This is a genomic window from Rathayibacter sp. VKM Ac-2762 (assembly GCF_009866585.1).
Classification (GTDB): domain Bacteria; phylum Actinomycetota; class Actinomycetes; order Actinomycetales; family Microbacteriaceae; genus Rathayibacter.
In genome coordinates, this window is the sequence record NZ_CP047419.1 from 305,506 (window position 1) to 326,723 (window position 21,218).

Consider the following 21,218-nt stretch of genomic DNA (forward strand, 5'->3'; position numbering starts at 1 on the left):
ACCCTACCGACGGGCTGCGCGGCGGCGGAGGGCGACTCCCGCGGCCGATCCGACACCCCGCGATTGGGCGAACACTCAGTGAGAGAGGACAATGGGAAGCATGGCTTACGAGTTCGAGCGCGCGCAGAGGATCGCTGTACTCGGAGGGGGGCCGGGCGGCTACGAAGCCGCCATCGCGGGAGCGCAGCTCGGCGCCGAGGTCACCCTGGTCGAGCGGGTCGGAGTGGGCGGCTCGGCCGTCATCACCGACGTCGTCCCGTCGAAGTCGCTCATCGCGACGGCGGAGGCCACCAACGCCATCGGCGAGGCCGCCGACCTGGGCGTGCAGTTCTTCACCCGCTCGGAGCTGAACAAGCCGGTGCGCCCGGACGTGGCGGTCAACCTTGCGACGGTGAACAAGCGCCTGCTCGGCCTCGCGCGCCAGCAGTCCGAGGACATGCGCGCGAACCTGGTGCACCACGGCGTGCGCATCGTCCAGGGGGACGGGCGCCTGGACGGCTCGAACGCCCTGATCGTCTCGACGGCGGCCGGTGGCGAGGGCATGGACTTCGACCGCATCGAGGCGGACACGATCGTGGTCTCGGTGGGCGCCAGCCCGCGTGTGCTCCCGACCGCGGCTCCCGACGGCGAGCGCATCCTCAGCTGGACCCAGCTCTACAACCTCAAGTCCGTCCCCGAGCACCTGATCGTGGTGGGCTCCGGCGTGACCGGCGCGGAGTTCGCCTCCGCCTACCGTGCGCTCGGCGCCCGCGTGACCCTCATCTCCTCCCGCGACCAGGTGCTGCCCGGCGAGGACGCCGACGCGGCCGCGGTGATCGAGAACGTCTTCAAGCGCAACGGCATGGTCGTGCTCTCGAAGTCGCGCGCCGACCGCGTCGAGCGGACCGAGAAGGGCGTGCAGGCCGTGCTCTCGGACGGACGCGTCGTCGAGGGCTCGCACTGCCTGATGGCCGTCGGCTCCGTGCCGAACACGGCGGGCATCGGCCTCGAGGACGCGGGGGTGCAGCTGACGGAGTCGGGGCACATCCGCGTCAACCGCGTCGCCCGCACCAGCGTCCCCTCGATCTACGCGGCCGGGGACTGCACCACGTTCCTCCCGCTCGCCTCCGTCGCCGCCATGCAGGGCCGCACCGGCGTGTTCCACGCCATGGGCGACGCCGTGAACCCGACCGAGGTGCGCAACGTCGCGGCGAACATCTTCACGCAGCCCGAGATCGCGACCGTCGGGTGGAGCCAGCGCGAGATCGAGGAGGGCATCGCGCAGGGCGAGATCTACAAGCTCCCGCTCGCCGCGAACCCGCGGGCGAAGATGATGGGCATCCGCGACGGCTTCGTGAAGCTGTTCGCGCGCACCGGCTCCGGCACCGTCATCGGAGGCGTCATCGTCGCTCCGAAGGCGAGCGAGCTGATCTTCCCGCTCGCCCTCGCCGTGGAGCACCGCCTGACCGTCGACCAGGTCGCGCGGGCCTTCACCGTCTACCCGAGCCTCACCGGCTCGATCTCGGACGCCGCGCGCGCCATGCACATCGTCACCTGACGCGCCCCTCCGCCGGGCCGCGCGGGGTGCGGCCCTTCATCGGCAGAGCGCGCGACCGGGAATCGCGTGCGGAGCGATTCACGGCAGCGCGACGCGACCCGCTCTGCGGTACCCCTCACGTCGAGGAGCCGACCGCGCCGGGCCGCGCGGGGAGCGGCCCGGAACGGGCTCAGACGATCTGGAGGAGCACGTGTCCCGCGGGGACGGTCGCTCCGGCCGTCGCGTCGAGGCCCTTCACGACGCCGTCCTTGTGGGCGGTGAGCGGCTGCTCCATCTTCATCGCCTCGAGGACGACGACCAGGTCGCCGGTGACGACCGTGTCGCCCTCGGCGACGGCGACCTTGACGATGGTGGCCTGCATGGGCGAGGCGACGGAGTCGCCCGTGACGGTGCTGACGGAGGAGGAGCCGCGGCGCTTCGGGGAGGCGGCAGCGGCCCCGCGGGCGGGTCCCGAGCCGACCAGGTCGCCGGGGAGCGTGACCTCGACGCGGCGCCCGTCGACCTCGACGACCACGTTCCGGCGGGCCGCCGGCTCGTCGGTCGCTCCGGGCTCGCCGCTCCAGGCCGGGATCGTGTTCTCGAACTCGGTCTCGATCCAGCGGGTGTAGATCGTGAAGGGCGCGCCGCCCTCGGGGGCGAAGGCCGGGTCCTCGACGATCGCGCGGTGGAAGGGGAGGACGGTCGGCAGTCCGGTGACCTCGAACTCGGCGAGGGCGCGGCGCGAGCGCTCCAGCGCCTGCTCGCGGCTGTCGCCGGTGACGATCAGCTTCGCGAGGAGCGAGTCGAAGGAGCCGGAGATCACGTCGCCGGCGACGACACCGGAGTCGACGCGGACGCCGGGTCCGCCGGGGGCCTTGAAGACGTGCACCGGGCCCGGAGCGGGGAGGAAGCCGCGGCCCGCGTCCTCGCCGTTGATGCGGAACTCGAAGGAGTGGCCGCGGGGCGCCGGGTCGTCGTAGTCGAGCACGCCGCCCTCGGCGAGGCGGAACTGCTCGCGCACGAGGTCGATGCCGGTGATCTCCTCCGACACGGGGTGCTCGACCTGGAGGCGGGTGTTCACCTCGAGGAAGGACACCGTGCCGTCCTTGCCGATCAGGAACTCGCAGGTCCCGGCGCCGAGGTAGCCGACCTCCTGCAGGATCGCCTTCGAGGCGCGGTAGAGCTCGGTGTTCTGCGCGTCCGTCAGGAACGGCGCGGGCGCCTCCTCGACGAGCTTCTGGTGGCGGCGCTGGAGGGAGCAGTCGCGGGTGGAGACCACGACGACGTTGCCGTGCGCGTCGGCCAGGCACTGGGTCTCCACGTGGCGCGGCTGGTCGAGGTACTTCTCGACGAAGCACTCGCCGCGGCCGAAGGCGGCGACGGCCTCGCGCGTGGCCGAGGCGAACAGCTCCTCGACCTCGTCGCGCTCGCGGGCGACCTTGAGGCCGCGACCGCCGCCGCCGAAGGCCGCCTTGATCGCGACGGGGAGGCCGTACTGGTCCACGAACTCGAGCACCTCGGCGGCGCCGGAGACGGGGTTGAGGGTTCCCGGGGCGAGCGGCGCGCCGACCTTCTCGGCGACGTGGCGGGCCGAGACCTTGTCGCCGAGGCGCTCGATGGCCTCGGGGCCGGGGCCGATCCAGATCAGGCCGGCGTCGATGACGGCGCGGGCGAAGTCGGCGTTCTCGGCGAGGAAGCCGTAGCCGGGGTGCACGGCGTCGGCTCCGGATCGGCGCGCCACCGAGAGCAGCTTGTCGATGACGAGGTAGGTCTCGGCGCTGGTCGTCCCGCCGAGGGCGTAGGCCTCGTCGGCGAGGCGGCTGTGCACGGCGTCGCGGTCCTGGTCGGCGTAGACGGCCACGGAGGCGATCCCGCTGTCGCGGGCGGCGCGGATGACTCGGACGGCGATCTCGCCCCGGTTGGCGACGAGCACCTTCGTAATCTTCGGCATGGTCCCCAACCCTAGGGGGCGGCTCCGCCCGGCCCGGCGCGGCTCACCACAAAGAAGCGGAGGGCCTTCGTCGGTTCCTCACAAGGGCGGGACGGGCCTCAGCGGTTCCAGAGCGCGGGCCAGTCGACGCCGAGGCTCCGCACGAGAGTGCGGAGGGCCGGCACCGACATCCCGATCACCGTCGAGGGGTCGCCCTCGATCGCGGTGATGAAGCCGGCGCCGCGGCCGTCGATGGTGAAGGCGCCGGCCACCTCGAGGGGCTCGCCGGTGGCGACGTAGGCGTCGATCTCGGCGTCGTCGATGTCGTCGGCGAACGTGACGGCGGCGGAGGTGACCGCTCCGGCCTCGGCGACGATCCTCCCGCCGCGGTGGTCGACGAGCCAGTGGCCGGAGTGGAGGCGGCCGGTGCGACCGCGCTGGGCGCGCCAGCGCTCCCGGGCCCGCTCCGGCTCGTGCGGCTTGCCGTGGACGACCCCGTCGAGGACGAACGCGGAGTCGCCGCCGAGCACCAGACCGTCGATGTCCGGGCGCAGGACGGCGTGCGCCTTGGCGCGGGCGAGCAGCGAGACGGTGGCGTCCGCGTCCAGCGCCGCGCCCCGCTCCTGCTCGGCCCGGGCGACGGCCGCGGGCTCGTCCACCTCGGAGGGGACGACGACGGGCTCGATCCCGGAGGCCCGCAGCAGCGCGAGGCGCGCGGGGGAGGTGGAGGCGAGGTAGAGGCGCACGAGGGCTCCCTGCGGCCGGGCCCACGCTGTGGGATGCTCGACGGATGGCACAGACCCCGTCCCGAGCATCCGCCCGCCCCGACGGGGCCGACGACGCACTCGGGACCGAGATCGAGCTCGACATTAGCAACGTCGCCCACGGCGGCGTGTTCGTCGCCCGGCACGAGGGCCGCGTCGTCTTCGTCCCGGACGTCCTCCCCGGCGAGCGCGTGCGGGCGCGGATCAGCGAGGTCCGGCACGACAGCTTCTGGCGTGCCGAGGCGCTCGAGGTGCTCGAGGCGTCCGAGCACCGGGTGGAGCACGTCTGGCCCGAGGCCGCCCTCGACCGCCGCCCGGAGGAGCGCGTCGGCGGCGCCGAGCTCGGCCACGCCGACCTGGCCTACCAGCGCGAGCTGAAGCGCCTCGTGCTCGTCGACTCCTTCTCCCGCTTCGCCCGTCGCGAGATCGAGGTGGAGGTCGCGCCGATCGGCGGGGACGACGCATCCGGCGGCCTCGGCTGGCGCACGCGGAACCGCCTCCACGTCGACGACGACGGACGGGTCGGCCCCTACGCGGCACGCAGCCACCACGTCGTCACCGTGGAGTCGCTGCCCCTCGCGACCGCCGATTCCTCCCTGGCCGCACCGCTCGGCGAGCGCCTCGCTCCCGGCTCGGTGGTCGACCTCGTCGACGCGGCCGGGTCCGAGGGAGCCGCGGTGCTCGTGCACGACCCCTCCGACAAGCGCGCCCGCCGCGACCGCACGGTGGTGAGCGAGTTCGTCGCCGACCGCACCTTCCGGGTCGACCGCACCGGCTTCTGGCAGGTGCACCGCGGAGCCGCCGCCGCGCTCTTCGAGGCCGTGCAGGCCGCCGTCGACGCGGACGCGGCGGACCCGTCGGCCGCCAACCACGACCTCTACGGCGGGGTGGGCCTGCTCGCCGCGGCGCTGGCCGACCGCCTCGGCGCCGGAGTGCGCGTGACCAGCGTCGAGAGCGACTCCCGCGCCACCGAGCACGCGCTCGAGAACCTGGCCGACCAGGTCGGCGCCCGCGCAGTGACCGCCCGCGTCGACCGCTACCTCCGCGACGTCGTCGCCCAGGCCGATAGGCGCGAGCGGGCGCGGTGGCGCGCGGCGACCGTGGTCCTCGACCCGCCGCGCTCGGGCGCCGGCCGGGCGGTCACCGACGCTCTGGCGGAGCTGCGGCCGGCGCAGCTCGTCTACGTCGCCTGCGACCCGGTCGCGCTCGCCCGCGACGTGGGCGCCCTGACCGGGGCCGGCTACGAGCTGGAGCGCCTCGAGGGCTTCGACCTCTTCCCGCACACCTCCCACGTGGAGGCCGTTGCGCGACTGGTCCGCCGAGAGGACTGACCGCGGGCCCGCGCCTGCGTACCATGGGCGGGATGGAGCCCCACGTCGACGCAGCCGAGGCCCCGCGCGTGCGCGTGGCGATCGTGGACGACCACGAGTCGGTGCGCCTGGGCGTGGCCGCCGCCGTCGAGAGCGCGGGGATGCAGGTGGTCGCCGCCGCCGAGACCGTCCAGGCCCTCGAGAGCACGATCGGCGGCGCCGAGATCGAGGTGCTCGTCCTCGACCTGTCCCTGAACGACGGCTCGAGCATCACCAGCAACGTCAAGTGGGGGCAGGTGCGCGGCTCCGCCGTCCTCGTCCACAGCATCGCCGACCGCGTCGTGGCCGTGCGGGAGGCGCTCGCCGCGGGAGCGGCCGGCGTCATCCCGAAGTCCTCGCCCATGTCGACGGTCGTCGCCGCCATCCGCACCGTCGCCCGCGGCGAGGTCCTCAACAATCTGGAGTGGGCCTCGGCCATCGACGCCGACGACGACTTCGCGCGGGCCGTGCTCGGTCGTCGCGAGCGCGACGTCCTGCACCTCTACGCCTCGGGGCTGCCGCTGAAGCTGGTGGCCGAGCGGCTGCAGATCTCGGTGTCGACGGCGAAGGAGTACCTCGACCGGATCCGCGACAAGTACGTCGAGATCGGCCGTCCCGCCCCGACGAAGGTCGATCTGCTGCGGCGCGCGGTGGAGGACGGCATCCTGCCGGGCATCGACCCGGACGACGGCGATGGCGGGCGCTGAGGCGCCGATCGCCCGCCGCAACGCCGGGCGCGAGCGCATCGACCGGATCATCAGCACGGTCGTGTCGTTCTTCGGCTTCGGCTTCGGCGTGCAGACCGTCCCGCCGATCCTCGCCCAGCTGCCCCTGCTGCGCCCCGAGGTGGCCTGGCCGGTGCTGGCGCTGGTCTTCGGATCGCTCACCGCCGCCGTGGTCACCGCCGTGCTGCGGCGGGGCACGCGGATGACGGCGGTCCTGGTCGCGGTCGGTGTCCTCGTCGCCCTCCTGACCTGGCCGGCCGCCGTCGCCGCCGGGGGCGCGGACCGCGAGACCCCGTGGATCTGGTACCTGCTGACCATCGGCACCGCCTTCTGCACGATCGCGGCTCCCCTCCGGATCGCGATCGCGTACGTGTCGGTGACGACCGTGCTGTTCGGGCTGCTGCGCATCCTCCCCTCCGGCGGCGGGGCGGAGCCGACCCGCGCGATCCTCGACGCCGCCTACGTGGGCATCGTCGGCTTCGTGATGCTGGTGCTGATCACGGTGCTCCGGCAATCGGCCGACCAGATCGATCGCGCGCAGACGACGGCCATGGAGCAGTACGAGGCGGCGATGCGCCAGCACGCCGGCGAGGTGGAGCGGGTCGAGGTCGACGCCCTGGTGCACGACAACGTGCTCGCGACGCTGCTCTCCGCCGCCTCCGCCGAGTCGCCGGCCGAGCGTGCGCTGGTCTCCTCGATGGCGCAGCGCACCCTCGCCGTGCTGCTGCCCGACCACGAGCCGGAGCCGCCCGAGGGGCTGGTCCCGCTCGAGCTCCTGCAGCGCCAGCTCGCCCACGCGGCGTCCACCTTCGGGACCGAGATCGCAGTCGCGACGGCCGATGGAGTGGATCCGCGCGCGACGACGCTGCCGCGCCCGGTGGCCGAGGCGCTGCTCGGCGCGGTCTGGCAGGCGCTCGCCAACAGCGTCCAGCACGCGGGTCCGAGCGGCAGCGTCCACCGCGCCGTGCACGGGCTGCTGGGCGACGGCGCGGTGGAGGTCGTGGTGGAGGACGACGGCCGCGGCTTCCGGCTCGCCGACGTCCCGCGCGAGCGGCTGGGCATCCGGCTCTCCATCCTCGAGCGGGTGCACAACGCGCGGGGATCGGCGAGGGTCGACTCGACTCCGGGCGAGGGCACCCGAGTCGTCCTCTCCTGGCGGGCGGACGCGGGAGGAGGGCCGTGATCGCCTACCCGCGCCCCCTGCTCCAGGCGCTCGGCGCCGGCTTCTCGCTGTACCACGTGGTGCTCGCCTTCTTCTCCTTCCGCATCTCCCCGGCCACGCCGGCCGACCTCGTCGCGGTCGCGCTGTACGTCGCGGCGACCGTCGTCGCCCTCTGGCCGGGAGCGACGACCCGGCTCGCCCTGCCCGTCGCGGTCGGGATGACCGCGGTCGCCGTCGCTCTGCCGCTGCTGGTCGCGCCGTCGCTCGATCCGGGCGCCTCCAACGGCTACTCCACCTGGTACATCGCCGCGGTCGGCACCCTCATGACGATCGTGTGCGCCCGCCGGCGCGCGGCCTGCGCCTGGGTCGGCGTCGGCTTCCTGATCGTGCACACCGTGTTCTGGGCCGGCCCGGCCGCGCTGGCCACTCTCGGCGTCGTCGGGGGGATCGCCTGGGTCGCGATCGCGCAGCTGCTCATCGTCGAGCTCGGGCGCGCGGGCTCCGAGGCGCGCGTGCTCGAGGCGGCCGAGCGCGCGGCCGCGTCGTGGAGGGCCGCGGAGGAGGCGCACCTCACGGAGCGCGAGGTCCGGCTGGAGCAGACCCGCGCCCTCGCCGCCGACATGCTGCTGCGCATCGCCGAGCCGGGACCGGGCCTCACCGACGAGGAGCGGCGCGAGTGCCGGCTGCTCGAGGCGGCCGTGCGCGACGAGATCCGCGGCCGGCGGCTGCTGGACGACGAGGTGCGTCGTCTCGTGCTCGACGCGCGGCGGCGGGGCGTGACCGTGTCGGTGCTCGACGACGGCGGCCTCGACCGCACCTCCGAGGGCGAGAGCCGCCGGGTGCTGGGGGAGCTCGCCCAAGCTCTGAGCGGGATCCGCGAGGAGGTCGACCGCGTGGTGGTGCGCACTGCTTCGGCCGACTCGGCCTCGGCGGTCACAGTGGTGGGCCTGCGGACGGCCGGCGACGGCAGCGCGGGCGCCCTCGGCTCCGACGACGCGGGGGACGAGGTCGACGCCTGGGTCGAGATCCGGCGCGACGGCGTCGGCGGACGGGACGTCTGAGCGGCGGAGAGCGCGCGGGACGGCGCGGCCGTCCCCATGCGCAGCGACCGGTGGCGACCCGGCCCGGAGGGCGTGCGGATGTCGGATCGGTGCCGCGGGCGGGACGCTCCGGCTCTCAGCACGGCTCAGGTCTCGGCGCGTCCGGTCTCTCGGCGCGGACCGATCGTGGGCGCGGCACGAGCGTGAGCAGAGCCGTCGTGAGCAGTGCCCGTCGAGCGCACAGCCCGTCGCGCGCAGAGCGCGTAATGAGAAGAGCCCGTTAACGGAGTGCGGCGGGCCGTCCACTCCTCCGAAGAGGGGGCCCGGCCCGCCGTCAAACCCCGAGTGAGGGTAACAACCCGAATATTACCCTCACTCGCCCCCAACACACCCGCCTGCTTACCCTGGTCGGCGAGTGATTGGCGGTGCCCCTTCCGAAGGAGGAGTACCGTACGTCGTCTAGTGTGCTCGCTCCGCCAGGAGGCGCATAGTCAGCACTTTAGGGGACTAATCGGGGGACAAATTTCACGTTCCGCGTCGCGGATCGCTCGTTCCCCGACGGGCTGCGTCTGCGAGTCCGCTCAGCCGGAGAAGGAGCGCCACGCTCCGGGTGCCGGCCGGAGCGGCCTGCGGACCGCCGCGGCGCGGTCGTTCCAGCCCCCGCTGAGCTCCTGCGGGGTCTCCGGCTCGGCCTCGGTGCGCGAGGTCAGTGCGGTGACGACGGCCGTGACGGCGGCGATCTCGGCGGCGTCGAGGCCGGGGGTGGAGATGACGACGGCGGGTGCGGAGTCGGAGGCGGTCATCCCGTGACGCTATCGCATGCCGTTCACGGCGCCGGTCGGCGGGGCATGGCTATGCTGACGCCGGATGCCGCCGGAGCGTCGTCCGTCCGTTGCGAACAGGAGCGTCCCCGCATGCCGACGTGGTTCCCGAGGAGCGGTGCCGCGGCGCTGCGCCCCCTGCGTCTGCTGGTCCGGAGGTCGCCTGCGGCCGTCTCGGTCGTCCTGGTCCTCCTGGCCGCGAGCGCGATCACGGGGACGCTCGTCGCCCCCGCGGGAGCCGAGACGACGGCCTGGTGGGCGGCGGGCCCGACGACGACCCTCGACGGCCGTCCGTGGACGGCGGTGACCGCCCTCCTGATCGCGGCGGACCCGCTGCAGCTGCTCCTGGACGTCGTGCTGGTGCTCCCGATGCTCCTCGCCGCGGAGCGCCGCCTCGGCTCGGCCCGCACCCTCCTCGCCTTCCTCGTGACCGGCGCCGTCGGGATCGTCGTCGGGTCCTCCGTGCAGTCGATCGGCGCTCTCGTCGGGGAGTGGTGGGCGGGCGACACCGTCGGCGACCACACCTTCGACCCGCTGATCGGCGCGGTCGGCGCCCTCATCGCCTCGACCGCCTTCATGGGCGCTCTGTGGCGTCGCCGGCTCCGGGTGACCGTCTTCGCCGTCGTGCTGATGTTCGTGCTCTACGCGGGCGACTCCGCCGACGCGTACCGGCTCCTCGCGGGCGGCGCGGGGCTCGTGCTCGGCGCGGTGCTCGCGCGGGGAGCGGCGGGGCTGCGTCCGCAGCGTCCGGCGCCGAGCTCGCACCGCGAGTCCCGGGGGCTGCTGGCGGCGGTCGTCGTCGTCACCGCGATCGGTCCGCTCGTCGCCGTCCTCTCGGACTCGGGCTACGGTCCGTTCTCGTTCCTCGGCCGACTGCTGCAGAGCGCCTTCACGGGGACGACGGACCTCGAGGACCCGTGCAGCCGCGCCCTCCGGCACTGCGCGCACCACGTGAAGCTGAGCCTGGTCGCCCCCGGGCCGATCCTGCTGACGTTCGTCCCGCTCCTCCTCCTGCTCGTCGCCGCCTACGGCCTGCGCTCCGGGCGCCGCCTGGGCCTGCTGCTGGCGGTCGGGGTGAACATCGCGATCGCGATCCTGGAGGTCTTCTCCCTCCAGCGCGCCGCCCGTCACCCCGAGTTCCTGTACTACGCCGAGTACCTGCTCTGGGTGGCGACGACGGTGCTGGTGCCGCTGGCCGTCGTGGCGATGCTCGTGATCGGGAGGAGGCACTTCCGCATCCGCGCGCCCCGTGCCGCTGCGAGGCTCTGGACGCGGGTCATCGCCATCGCCTTCGTCGTGTCCCTCGGCGGCTACCTGGCGCTCTCGGCCGGCGTGCGCACGAGCTTCGAGCCGCTCCTGGGCCTCGGGAGACTCCTCCTGGACGGGCTGCTGCGCTTCGTCCCGGTGAGCTTCCTCGGCGGCGCCGGACTGCTCGCCGTGCCGCGGGAGCCCGTCGCGCGGATCGTCTTCGAGTGGGTCGGCCCGGTGTTCTGGCTCGTGGTCGTCGTCGCGGTGGTCGCCCTGCTCCGGGCCACCGACGTGCAGCGGAACCGCGGCGACGAGGCGCGGTACCGCGCGCTCCTGTCCCTGCACGGCGCCGGCAGCCTCGGCCATCAGGGGACCTGGGAGGGCAACGCGCACTGGATCTCGGCCGACGGGACCGGCGGAGTCGCCTACCGGGTGATCGGCGGCGTGGCGATCACCCTCTCCGACCCGGCCTGCGCTCCCGAGCGGCGGGAGGACGTCGTGGCCGAGTTCGTGCGGTTCTGCGACGAGCGCAGCTGGACGCCCGTCTTCTACAGCATCCACGACGAGCTGCTCCCCGTCTTCGACCGGCTCGGCTGGTCGCGCCTCTCGGTCGGCGAGGAGACGATCATCGAGCTCTCCTCCTTCGAGCTCACCGGCAAGCGGTGGCAGAAGGTGCGCTACCCGCTCACGCGCGGCATCAAGCTGGGCATCGAGGCGCAGTGGACCAGCTGGCCCGAGCTCTCCCTCGGCATGGCCAACCAGATCGTCGACCTGTCGGAGCGCTGGGTCGCCGAGAAGGCGCTGCCCGAGATGGGCTTCACCCTCGGTGGGATCGACGAGGTCCGCGATCCCGACGTCGCCCTCCTGCTCGCGGTCGGACCGGACGGCGTGCTGCAGGGGGTGACGAGCTGGCTGCCCGTGCATCGGGAGGGGCGCGTGGTCGGCTGGACCCTCGACTTCATGCGCCGCTCCGACGACTCGATGCCCGGCATCATGGAGTTCCTCATCGCCTCCGCGGCGCTGCGCGTCAAGGAGGAGGGCGCCGAGTTCCTCTCGCTCTCGGGCGCACCGCTCGCCACCGCACCGGTCGAGGAGGGGGAGGAGCCTCCGGAGCCGACGGTCCTCTCGCGCCTGCTCGAGTTCCTCTCGCGGACGCTCGAGCCGGCCTACGGCTTCACGTCGCTGTTCCGCTTCAAGGCCAAGTTCCACCCGCGCTACGCGGGCCTCTGGATGACCTACCCCGACGCGCTGCAGCTGCCCCGGATCGGAGCCGCGCTGGGTCGCGCCTATCTGCCCGACCTCTCCGCCGCGCAGGCGCTGGCGTTCGCGCGGGTGGTCGGGGCGAAGCCGGAGGAGAAGCCGTCCGAGGCGTCCGCGGCGAAGCCGGATGCTCCGGCCGCGAAGGCAGGCGCTCCGGCGGTGAAGGCGGGTGCTCCGACAGCCGAGCCGGACGGTCCTGGGGTGAAGGCGGGTGGTCCTGCGGTGAAGGCGGGTGCTCCGGCTGCGAGGGCGGATGCCCGGGAAGCGGAGCCCGATTCCGCGACAGGGAAGCCGGACGCTCCGGCCGCGGAGCCGGACGCTCCCGTCGTGCGGCCCGATGCTCCCGCGGAGTCCGCTGCCCGACGGACCGGCCCCGGCTCCTCCGACTGATCGTTCCGCCCCTCCGCCCCGTGAGGAGGTGGGCGCAGCGGAACGCCGCGGCACGGACGGTCTCCCGTCTCCTGCCGCGGCGTCCGAGCGAGCCGGGTCAGAGCGGGATGTTGCCGTGCTTCTTCGCGGGCAGGTTGGCGCGCTTGGTGCGCAGCGCACGCAGCGCCTTGATGACGGAGACACGCGTCGCCGAGGGCTCGATCACGCCGTCGAGCTCGCCGCGCTCGGCCGCGAGGAACGGGCTCGCGACGTTGTAGGTGTACTCGTTCGCCAGGCGCGTCCGGACGGCTGCGACGTCCTCGCCGGCCTCCTCCGCCTTGCGGATCTCGTTGCGGTAGAGGATGTTCACCGCGCCCTGGCCGCCCATGACGGCGATCTCGGCGGTCGGCCACGCGAGGTTGATGTCGGCTCCCAGCTGCTTGGACCCCATCACGATGTACGCGCCGCCGTACGCCTTGCGCAGGATGACCGTGACCAGCGGCACGGTCGCCTCGGCGTAGGCGTAGAGCAGCTTCGCGCCGCGGCGGATGACGCCGGTCCACTCCTGGTCGGTGCCGGGCAGGTAGCCCGGGACGTCGACCAGGGTCAGGATCGGCAGCGAGAACGCGTCGCAGAAGCGGACGAAGCGGGACGCCTTCTCGCCCGCCTCGATGTTCAGCGTGCCCGCCATGGCGCTCGGCTGGTTCGCGATGATGCCGACGGAGCGGCCCTCGACGCGGCCGAAGCCGATCACGATGTTCGGCGCGAACAGCGGCTGCACCTCGAGGAAGTCGCCCTCGTCGACGATGTGCTCGATGACGGCGCGCATGTCGTACGGCTGGTTCGGGCTGTCCGGGATGACCGTGTCGAGGAAGCGGTCCGCGTCGGTCGTCTCGAGGTCGACCTCGGTCTCGAAGACGGGGACAGGCGACAGGTTGTTGTCCGGGAGGAAGGACAGGAGCGTCCGCGCGTAGTCGAGCGCGTCGTTCTCGTCGCTCGCGAGGTAGTGCGAGACGCCCGAGATCTTGTTGTGGGTCAGCGCGCCGCCGAGCTCCTCCATGCCGACGTCCTCGCCGGTGACGGTCTTGATCACGTCGGGCCCGGTGACGAACATCTGGCTGGTCTTGTCGACCATGATCACGAAGTCGGTCAGGGCGGGGGAGTAGACCGCGCCTCCCGCGGCAGGGCCGCAGATGATCGAGATCTGGGGGATCACGCCGCTCGCCGCGGTGTTGCGGCGGAAGATCTCGCCGTACTTGCCGAGGGCGACCACGCCCTCCTGGATCCGTGCTCCGCCGGAGTCGAGGATGCCGATGATCGGGACGCCGGTCTTCAGGGCGAGGTCCATCACCTTGATGATCTTCTCGCCGGCCACCTCGCCGAGCGAGCCGCCGAAGATCGTGAAGTCCTGCGAGTACACGGCGACCTGGCGGCCGTGGATGGTGCCGGTCCCGGTGACGACGGCGTCGCCGTAGGGGCGCTTCTTCTCCATGCCGAAGGCGTGGGTGCGGTGGCGGACGAACTCGTCCAGCTCGACGAACGAGCCCGGGTCGAGGAGGGTGTCGATCCGCTCCCGTGCGGTCATCTTGCCCTTGGCGTGCTGCTTCTCGATCGCCGCCTCGCCACTGGCCGTGACGGCCTCGTGGTAGCGGTTCCTGAGGTCCGCGATCTTCCCCGCGGTCGTGTACAGATCGGGCGCGGGACGTTCGGTGTTCGCGGTCACCCGCTCACCCTACCGGCGGGGCGGACGCCTCCTCTTGTCGCACTCGCACAGGGAGGGCCGCTCCCGACGGGAGGATCCGGACAAGGGCGGGCCGTCGCGCGCGGCGCTCGGAGCGGCCTCGCGGGAGCCGCCGCTACCGTGGCGGCATGCTCCTCCCGCTCTCCTCCGCCGTCTCCCCCCGCGTCCTCGCGCTCGAGTCGGCGGGGTCGACGAACGACGAGCTCCGCGAGCGGGCGGCCGCCGACCCCGCCGCGTGGCCGCACCTCTCCGTCGTCGCCACCGGCGACCAGCGAGCCGGGCGCGGCCGGCTGGGGCGCGTCTGGCAGGCGCCCGCGGGCCGCACGCTCGCGGCCTCGACTCTGGTCGACGCCTCCGCCCTCGGCGCCGAGGCCTCCGGCTGGCTGCCGCTCGTGGCCGGCGCCGCTCTCGCCCGGGCCCTCGCACCCCTCGTCGACGGGGACGTCGCCGTCAAGTGGCCCAACGACGTCCTGATCGACGGCAGGAAGGTCGCGGGGATCCTCGCCGAGCGACTGCCGGACGGACGGGTCGTCGTCGGCACCGGCGTGAACCTGCTGCTGACGGAGGCGGAGCTGCCGGTCCCGACCGCCACCTCGCTCGCCCTCGCCGGAGCGCGGACGACGAGCGCCGACGAGGTGCTCGCCGCGTTCCTGACCGGGTTCCAGGGCCTGCTGGCTCCGCTGCTCGCCCAGGGCGACCCCGAGGCCTCCGGAGCGGCCGCCGCCGTCCGCGCCTCCTGCGGCACCCTCGGAACGCGCGTCCGGCTCGAGCTGCCCGACGGCACGCAGGAGGAGGGGACCGCCGCCGCACTCGCCCCGGACGGCTCGCTCCTGCTCGAGCAGGGCGGCGCGCTGCGCTCGTTCACGGCCGGCGACGTCACGCATCTGCGCTCCTGATGGCCAGGACCGACCCCGCCGACCGCGAGCTGGCGCGGCTGACCCCGCGCGCCCGCCGGGCGGTCGCACCGGTCGTCGGCCTCCTCCTGCTCACCTGGACGGGCTTCTACTTCGCCGCGCAGTTCGAGCTCGCCCTGCAGCGCTGGATCATCGGGCTCGGCACCGCACTTCTGGTGCTGCTCCTCTGCGCTCCCGGGATCGCGGGCTGGGCGAGCGTGCGCTACCGCGTCACCGCCTCCGGCCTCAGCGCGCGCCGGGGCGTGGCGTCGATCCGGCGGGCCGAGGTGGTCTTCGATCGGAGGATGGAGGTCGCGGTCGAGCGCTCCCTCGGCCAGCGCCTCGCCCGGTGCGGCGACGTCCGGATCCTGCAGGCGGGAGCCGAGGTGTTCGTGCTGCGGGACCTGCCGGATCCGGAGCTCACGGCCGACCTGCTGCGGGAGGCGATCGGCGCGGCTCCCGCACTCCAGCCGGAGTGGCCGCCGCCCGCGTGAGCGCGTCGGGGCCTCGGTAGCATGGAGCCGCCCCGCGCCAGCGGGCGGAGACGGAGGAGCGCCATGCGCGTCGGCGTGATCGGGGGCGGCCAGCTCGCCCGGATGATGATCCCCGCGGCGGTGGAGCTCGGCATCGAGATCGCCGTGCTCGCCGAGAGCGAGGGCGCCCCGGCGGGGCTCGCCGCGACACGGGTCGGCGACTACCGCGACGAGGCGACCGTGCTCGCCTTCGCCGAGACCGTGGACGTGGTGACGTTCGACCACGAGCACGTTCCCCAGCCGATCCTCCGCGAGCTCATCGCCCGCGGCGTCGCCGTGCACCCCGGCCCCGACGCCCTGCTGTTCGCCCAGGACAAGCTGATGATGCGGCGCCGCCTGACCGAGCTCGGCGTGCCCGTGCCCGAGTGGGCCGAGGTCTCCTCCGCCGAGGAGCTGGGGGAGTTCCTGGCTGAGCACGGCGGCAGCGCCGTGGTGAAGACCGCGCGCGGCGGCTACGACGGCAAGGGCGTGCGCGTGGTGCGCGGCGCCCACGAGGCGGACGACTGGTTCACCGCCCTCGCCGAGGACGGCCGGGGCGGCTCGCTCCTGGTCGAGGAGCTGGTGGGCTTCCGCCGCGAGCTCGCGCAGCTCGTCGCCCGGCGTCCCTCCGGCGAGAGCATCCTCTGGCCGGTGGTGGAGTCGGTGCAGCGCGACGGCGTCTGCGCCGAGGTGATCGCTCCGGCCCCCGCGTCCGCCGGCCGGCTCGCATCAGCCGCGGCCGAGATCGCGCAGACGATCGCCGACAGCCTCGGGGTCACCGGCGTCCTGGCCGTCGAGCTGTTCGAGACGACGGACGACCGTATCCTGGTCAACGAGCTGGCCATGCGCCCACACAACAGCGGCCACTGGACGATGGACGGATCGACAACGTCGCAGTTCGAGCAGCACCTGCGCGCGGTCCTCGACCTGCCGCTCGGCGCGACGGGCTGCCGCGATCCGTGGACCGTGATGGTCAACGTGCTCGGCGGCCCGGTGGGGGAGTCGCTGACCGACCGCTATCCGCGGGTGCTCGCCGATCACCCGGGCGTGAAGGTGCACAACTACGGCAAGGAGCCGCGACCGGGCCGCAAGGTCGGGCACGTGAACGCCACCGGCGACGACCTCGACCTCGTGGTCTACGAGGCTCGCGCGGCGGCGGCCGTTCTCACGGACTGACCCGTACGATGGTCGCCGTGACGAGCCTGCCGACCTCCCCGACCCCTGCCGGAGCCCTCTCGTGAGCGCGGACGCGCTCGTGAACGGGCCCGCGCCGCTCGTCGGCGTCGTGATGGGCTCGGACTCGGACTGGTCCGTCATGCAGGCGGCGTCCGCCGTCCTCGCCGAGTTCGGCGTGGCGCACGAGGTCCGCGTCGTCTCCGCGCACCGCACCCCGGAGGCGATGATCGCGTACGGACGCGAGGCCCGCGGCCGCGGCCTGAAGGTCGTCATCGCCGGAGCGGGCGGAGCCGCCCACCTCCCCGGCATGCTCGCCGCCGTGACCTCGCTCCCCGTCGTCGGAGTGCCGGTCCCGCTCGCCCGCCTCGACGGGCTCGACTCCCTCCTCTCGATCGTGCAGATGCCCGCGGGCGTCCCCGTCGCCACCGTCTCCATCGGCGGAGCGCGGAACGCCGGACTGCTCGCGGTGAAGATCCTCGCGACCGCGGACGACGCCCTCTCCGCAGCGCTCGACGCCTTCGCCGCCGACCTCGAGGTGCAGGTCGCCGCGAAGAACGACGCCCTGGTGGCGGGCCTGTGACGGCCGTCGCCCTGCCGCTGCGGCACCCGGACGTCGCCTCCCGCGCCTTCATGACGCGGCGGGCGTGGTGGCTGCTGATCGTCAACCTGCTGGTGCCCGGGTCCGCTCAGGTCCTCGCGGGCAACCGCCGGCTCGGGCGCCTGGGGCTCGGCTTCACCCTCGGGCTCTGGGTCGCCCTGCTGGTCGCGGTGCTCCTCTACTTCGTCTTCCCGACCGGCCTCTACACGCTCGCGACCTTCGACGTCTCGATGCTCGCGCTCCAGGCCGCGCTCGTCGTCTACGGGGTGGTCTGGGCCGTGCTGACGCTCGACACCCTCCGCCTGATCCGCGTCGTCCGGGTGCGCCCGCGAATGCGCGGCGTGCTCGCGTTCGCGACGATCGCGCTGATGGCGGTCTCGGTCGGCACCACCGCCTACGGCACCTACCTGCTCGGCGTGACACGGGGGACGCTGTCGTCGATCTTCGGCGGCGGAGCGATCGAGCAGCCGATCGACGGCCGCTACAACGTGATGCTCCTCGGCGGCGACGCGGGAGAGGACCGCGACGGTCTTCGCCCCGACAGCATCTCGGTGGTCAGCATCGACGCGTCGAGCGGCAAGGCCTCGATCATCGGCGTCTCGCGCGAGTTCGTCGACTTCCCGTTTCCCGAGACCAGCCCGATGCACGAGCTCTACCCCGACGGCTACGACACCGACAACTGCGCCGTCGACGTCTGCAAACTCAACTCGGTCTACACCGAGGTCGAGTTGAAGCACCCGGAGCTCTACCCCGACGCCGTCGACCACGGCAGCGAGCCCGGCATCGAGGCGATGCGCGACGCGGTCGAGGGCATCCTCGACCTGAGGATCCAGTACTACGCGCTGATCGACATGGAGGGCTTCGCCCAGCTGATCGATGCGCTCGGCGGCATCGACATCGACTACGTGGCCGACGAGCCGCTGCCCCTGGGCGGGCTGCCCGACTCCGACGGCGTGATGCAGGGCGTCAACCAGTGGATCGATCCCGGGCACTGGCACTTCAACGGCGAGCAGGCCCTCGCCTACGCCCGGTCTCGCTACACCACGAGCGACTACGACCGGATGGCGCGCCAGCGGCAGGTGCAGGAGGCGCTGCTCGCCCAGTTCGAGCCGGGCAACGTCCTCGCCAAGTTCCAGGACGTCGCGTCCGCCGGGTCCCAGGTCATCAAGACGGACGTCCCGCAGGGGATGCTCGGCTACTTCGTGCAGCTGGGGCTCAAGACGAAGTCGCAGCCGGTGGATCCGATCGAGCTGGTCCCGCCGGCCGTCGACCCGGAGGACCCGGACTACGACGTCGTGCACTCGCTGGTGAGCGCCGGACTGTCGGGCGACTCCGCGCCGTAGACGGCCGGGGGCCGCACGCCTCAGAGGTCGGCGTGCAGCGCCCAGACGCGCTCCGCGGAGTCGCGCCAGCTGAAGGCGCGGGAGCGGTCGCGGCCGGCCACCGACATCCGCTCGCGCAGCCCGGTGTCGGCGAGCACGCTGCTCATGGCGAGGGCGAGGCGGTCCGGGTAGTCCTTCGCGTCGCCGCGCTCGACGGCGACGCCGGCGTCCGCGGCGACCTCCATCAGCGCGGGGTCGTCGGAGTGCACCACCGGCACTCCGAAGTGCATCGCCTCGAGCACCGGCAGGCCGAAGCCCTCGGCGATGCTCGGGTAGACGAAGAGGGTGGCCCGGGAGAGGACGACGGCGAGGTCGGCGTCGCTGAGGACTCCCAGGGCGCGCACGCGCGTCTCGTCGAGGCCCTGCTCGTCGGCGACGGAGGCCACGTCGAGGTCGCCCCAGCCGGTCGGGCCGACCAGGAGCAGCGGGACCGCCGGCGCGGACGCTCCTCCGAAGGCCGCGATCAGCGAGACCAGGCCCTTGCGCGGCTCCAGCGTGCCGACGCTCAGCACGTACTCCGGGGGGAGGCCCAGCGCCGTGGCGCGCTCGTCGGCGTCCTCCGGGACGACCAGGCCGGAGCCGACGGCTCCGCCGATCACGCGCAGTCGATCGCCGAAGTCCATCAGCTGGGAGAGCTGGTGGGCGACGGCGTGGGTGGGGACGACGACGGCGTCCGCGTGCTTGCGGGCGCGCTTGGCCATCGCCCGGTGCCACTTCGCGCCGTGCGGGGTGAGGGTCTCGGGATGCGTCCACGGCACCGTGTCGTGGATCGTGACGGCGATCTGCTCGCCCTCGCTCCCGTCGTGGCTGCGCAGCGGGGCGAAGAGGCTCGGGGCGTGGATCATGCCGCCGCCGGCCGGGATGGCGATCCCGTACTGCCAGGCGCGCGAGAGCTCGCGGCGCCCGAGCGGCAGCCGGTGGATGCGCGCGAGGCCGGGCAGGCGCAGGCGCAGCTCCTCCTCCTTCTCGGGCGGGTGGGCGGAGACGACGGCCTCCACCTCGCAGTCGCGGGGAGCCGTCGCGATCAGCTCGCGGGTGAGCTCCTCGGTGTAGCGGCCGATGCCGCCGGGCACGCGGGCGAGCATCTGGTCGACGACGACGCGGAGAGTGGTGGTCACGGGGTCACCGCCTCGAGGGGTGCGGCGGCGAGCGCGTCCTGCCAGGAGCGCAACGGCGGCAGGCCCGCCCGGCTCCAGCCGTCGTGTCCGAGGACCGAGTAGGCCGGACGCGGAGCGGGGCGGACGAACGAGCCGCTGTCGGTCGGGCGCAGGCGCTCGGGATCCAGGCCCGCCTTGGCGAAGACGGCACGGGCGAAGCCGAGCCAGGTCGTCTCGCCGGAGCTGGTGCCGTGGTAGACGCCGGCCGGGGCCTCCGCGTCGACCAGCTCGATCAGGCGCGCGGCGAGGTCGGCGGTCCAGGTGGGCTGGCCGTGCTGGTCGTCGACCACGGTCAGCGTCTCGTGCGCGCCCGCCAGTCGCACCATCGTCTTAGCGAAGTTGCCGCCGTGCTCGCCGTAGAGCCAGGCCGTGCGGACGACGTACCCGCGCTCCGGGTTGGCCTCGAGCACCAGGCGCTCGCCCTCGGCCTTCGTGCGGCCGTAGGCCGAGATCGGGTTCCGGGGGTGGTCCTCGGAGTAGGGGGTCGTCGCGGAGCCGTCGAAGACGTAGTCGGTGGAGACCTGCACGAGTGCGGCTCCCGTCTCGGCGGTGGCGAGGGCGAGGTTGCGCGCTCCGACGGCGTTGACGCGGTGCGCCTCCTCCTCGTCGGTCTCGGCGTCGTCGACGCGGGTGTACGCGGCGCAGTTCACCACGGCGTCGTGTCCCGCGACGGCGGCGCGCACGGCGTCGAGGTCGGTCACGTCGAGGTCGGAGCGGCCGAGGGCGGTGCTGGGGCGGGAGCCGAGGGCCGCGCGCAGGTCGGTGCCGAGCATGCCGGAGGCGCCCGTGATGAGGAAGGTCACCTCCTCATCATGCCCGAGCGGTCCGTCGGCCGACGGTCGGCGCTCCGGCACGCCGCCGGGTGGCGCAGAGAGGCGTCGCGGGCCCGTGACACGCCGTCGTTACACTGGCGACCGTGCAGATCCGAGAGCTCGACATCCCCGACGTCTACGAAGTGACTCCGCGCCAGTTCCCCGACGATCGCGGGGTCTTCTACGAGTTCTACCGCTTCGACCGCCTGGCCGAGAAGGTCGGGCACCCGCTCTCGCTCCGGCAGGGCAACACCTCCGTCTCGCGGCGCGGCACCGTCCGCGGCATCCACTTCGCGCAGATCCCGCCGTCGCAGGCCAAGTACGTCTCGTGCTTCTCCGGTGCGGTCCTCGACTACGTGATCGACGTGCGCGTCGGGTCGCCGACCTTCGGGCGCTGGGAGTCGATCCTGCTCGACGACGTCGACCGCCGCTCCGTCTACATCGCCGAGGGGGTCGCGCACGCCTTCGTGGCGCTGACCGAGGGCGCCGTGGTCTCGTACCTCGTGAACGCCACCTTCGACCCGGTGCGGGAGAAGGGTATCGACCCGCTCGACGAGCAGATCGGCCTGCGCTTCCCGGAGGAGGCCGGCGAGCTGCTCCTCTCGCCGAAGGACACCGACGCACCGACGCTGGCCGAGGCCGAGGCGCAGGGCCTGCTGCCGACCTGGGACGAGGCGCGGGCCTTCTACACGGAGCTCGACTCCGCGTCCTGACCGCCGCTCCGGTGGGCGGGCCGCCCGGCGCCGGCCAGGCGGCCCGCCCG

The 21,218-nt window shown here is 73.5% G+C and carries 18 protein-coding genes; 12 read left to right on the top strand and 6 right to left on the bottom strand.

All coding sequences use genetic code 11. From position 1 onward, the window contains the following. Positions 1-100 precede the first annotated feature (100 nt). Positions 101-1,537: an NAD(P)H-quinone dehydrogenase gene (locus GTU71_RS01570; protein WP_104225458.1), complete on the top strand. Its 1,437-nt coding sequence runs from the start codon at positions 101-103 to the stop codon at positions 1,535-1,537. Positions 1,538-1,706: 169 nt separating this feature from the next. On the opposite strand, the gene GTU71_RS01575 is transcribed toward GTU71_RS01570, so the two are convergent. Together GTU71_RS01575 and GTU71_RS01580 are read right to left on the bottom strand one after the other, a co-directional pair. Further along, positions 1,707-3,467 carry a biotin carboxylase N-terminal domain-containing protein gene (locus tag GTU71_RS01575; RefSeq protein WP_104223170.1) on the bottom strand — a complete coding sequence of 587 codons (1,761 nt, stop codon included), beginning with the start codon at positions 3,465-3,467 and terminating at the stop codon, positions 1,707-1,709. Positions 3,468-3,565: 98 nt separating this feature from the next. Further along, entirely contained in the window at positions 3,566-4,192 is a 627-nt protein-coding gene (locus GTU71_RS01580; protein ID WP_208543603.1) for a nucleoside triphosphate pyrophosphatase, read from the bottom strand. A gap of 44 nt (positions 4,193-4,236) precedes the next feature. Between GTU71_RS01580 and GTU71_RS01585 the strand changes: the two genes are divergently transcribed. Genes GTU71_RS01585 through GTU71_RS01600 form a run of 4 tightly spaced genes read left to right on the top strand, consistent with a single transcriptional unit; the run spans position 4,237 to position 8,507 of the window. Then, the gene (locus GTU71_RS01585) at positions 4,237-5,541 is read left to right on the top strand and encodes a TRAM domain-containing protein (RefSeq protein ID WP_159939152.1); all 1,305 of its coding nucleotides are present in this window, start codon (positions 4,237-4,239) and stop codon (positions 5,539-5,541) included. Between the two features lie 32 nt (positions 5,542-5,573). Further along, positions 5,574-6,266, top strand: coding sequence for a response regulator transcription factor (locus GTU71_RS01590; RefSeq protein WP_244229469.1), 693 nt, complete (start codon positions 5,574-5,576; stop codon positions 6,264-6,266). Continuing rightward, complete coding sequence (locus GTU71_RS01595; protein WP_159939153.1) at positions 6,253-7,467, top strand: ATP-binding protein; 1,215 nt, start codon at positions 6,253-6,255, stop codon at positions 7,465-7,467. The genes GTU71_RS01590 and GTU71_RS01595 overlap by 14 nt, the downstream gene beginning before the upstream one ends. Then, positions 7,464-8,507: a hypothetical protein gene (locus GTU71_RS01600; protein ID WP_104225461.1), complete on the top strand. Its 1,044-nt coding sequence runs from the start codon at positions 7,464-7,466 to the stop codon at positions 8,505-8,507. Before GTU71_RS01595 ends, GTU71_RS01600 begins: the two co-directional genes overlap by 4 nt. A 560-nt stretch (positions 8,508-9,067) precedes the next feature. Here GTU71_RS01600 and GTU71_RS01605 read toward each other — a convergent pair. Then, positions 9,068-9,289, bottom strand: a complete 222-nt coding sequence (locus GTU71_RS01605) for an acyl-CoA carboxylase subunit epsilon (RefSeq protein WP_104225462.1) — start codon at positions 9,287-9,289, stop codon at positions 9,068-9,070. A gap of 111 nt (positions 9,290-9,400) precedes the next feature. Here GTU71_RS01605 and GTU71_RS01610 point away from each other — a divergent pair, with 111 nt between their 5' ends. Next, positions 9,401-12,205 (top strand): DUF2156 domain-containing protein, encoded by a 2,805-nt coding sequence (locus GTU71_RS01610; RefSeq protein ID WP_159939154.1) that lies wholly within the window; start codon positions 9,401-9,403, stop codon positions 12,203-12,205. 97 nt (positions 12,206-12,302) lie between these two features. Here GTU71_RS01610 and GTU71_RS01615 read toward each other — a convergent pair whose 3' ends face one another. Further along, complete coding sequence (locus GTU71_RS01615; protein WP_104223164.1) at positions 12,303-13,907, bottom strand: acyl-CoA carboxylase subunit beta; 1,605 nt, start codon at positions 13,905-13,907, stop codon at positions 12,303-12,305. Between the two features lie 146 nt (positions 13,908-14,053). Between GTU71_RS01615 and GTU71_RS01620 the strand changes: the two genes are divergently transcribed. The 5 genes from GTU71_RS01620 (at position 14,054) to GTU71_RS01640 (ending at position 18,447) form a co-directional block, all read left to right on the top strand. Continuing rightward, positions 14,054-14,821: a biotin--[acetyl-CoA-carboxylase] ligase gene (locus GTU71_RS01620; RefSeq protein WP_104317591.1), complete on the top strand. Its 768-nt coding sequence runs from the start codon at positions 14,054-14,056 to the stop codon at positions 14,819-14,821. Beyond that, complete coding sequence (locus GTU71_RS01625) at positions 14,821-15,312, top strand: PH domain-containing protein (protein ID WP_159939155.1); 492 nt, start codon at positions 14,821-14,823, stop codon at positions 15,310-15,312. Before GTU71_RS01620 ends, GTU71_RS01625 begins: the two co-directional genes overlap by 1 nt. Positions 15,313-15,375: 63 nt before the next feature. Next, on the top strand, positions 15,376-16,506 hold the full coding sequence (locus GTU71_RS01630; protein ID WP_159939156.1) for a 5-(carboxyamino)imidazole ribonucleotide synthase: 1,131 nt from the start codon (positions 15,376-15,378) through the stop codon (positions 16,504-16,506). A 112-nt stretch (positions 16,507-16,618) separates the two neighbouring features. Beyond that, a complete protein-coding gene (gene purE, locus GTU71_RS01635; RefSeq protein WP_104249647.1) occupies positions 16,619-17,086 on the top strand; it encodes a 5-(carboxyamino)imidazole ribonucleotide mutase in 468 nt (155 codons plus the stop codon). Beyond that, the gene (locus GTU71_RS01640) at positions 17,083-18,447 is read left to right on the top strand and encodes an LCP family protein (RefSeq protein WP_244230602.1); all 1,365 of its coding nucleotides are present in this window, start codon (positions 17,083-17,085) and stop codon (positions 18,445-18,447) included. The genes purE and GTU71_RS01640 overlap by 4 nt, the downstream gene beginning before the upstream one ends. 20 nt (positions 18,448-18,467) lie before the next feature. On the opposite strand, the gene GTU71_RS01645 is transcribed toward GTU71_RS01640, so the two are convergent. Beyond that, positions 18,468-19,604 carry a glycosyltransferase family 1 protein gene (locus GTU71_RS01645; RefSeq protein ID WP_244230603.1) on the bottom strand — a complete coding sequence of 379 codons (1,137 nt, stop codon included), beginning with the start codon at positions 19,602-19,604 and terminating at the stop codon, positions 18,468-18,470. Beyond that, entirely contained in the window at positions 19,601-20,446 is an 846-nt protein-coding gene (gene rfbD, locus GTU71_RS01650; RefSeq protein WP_104283345.1) for a dTDP-4-dehydrorhamnose reductase, read from the bottom strand. The genes GTU71_RS01645 and rfbD overlap by 4 nt, the downstream gene beginning before the upstream one ends. Before the next feature lie 113 nt (positions 20,447-20,559). Here rfbD and GTU71_RS01655 point away from each other — a divergent pair, with 113 nt between their 5' ends. Then, a complete protein-coding gene (locus GTU71_RS01655) occupies positions 20,560-21,168 on the top strand; it encodes a dTDP-4-dehydrorhamnose 3,5-epimerase family protein (protein ID WP_104232821.1) in 609 nt (202 codons plus the stop codon). Positions 21,169-21,218: the final 50 nt, after the last annotated feature.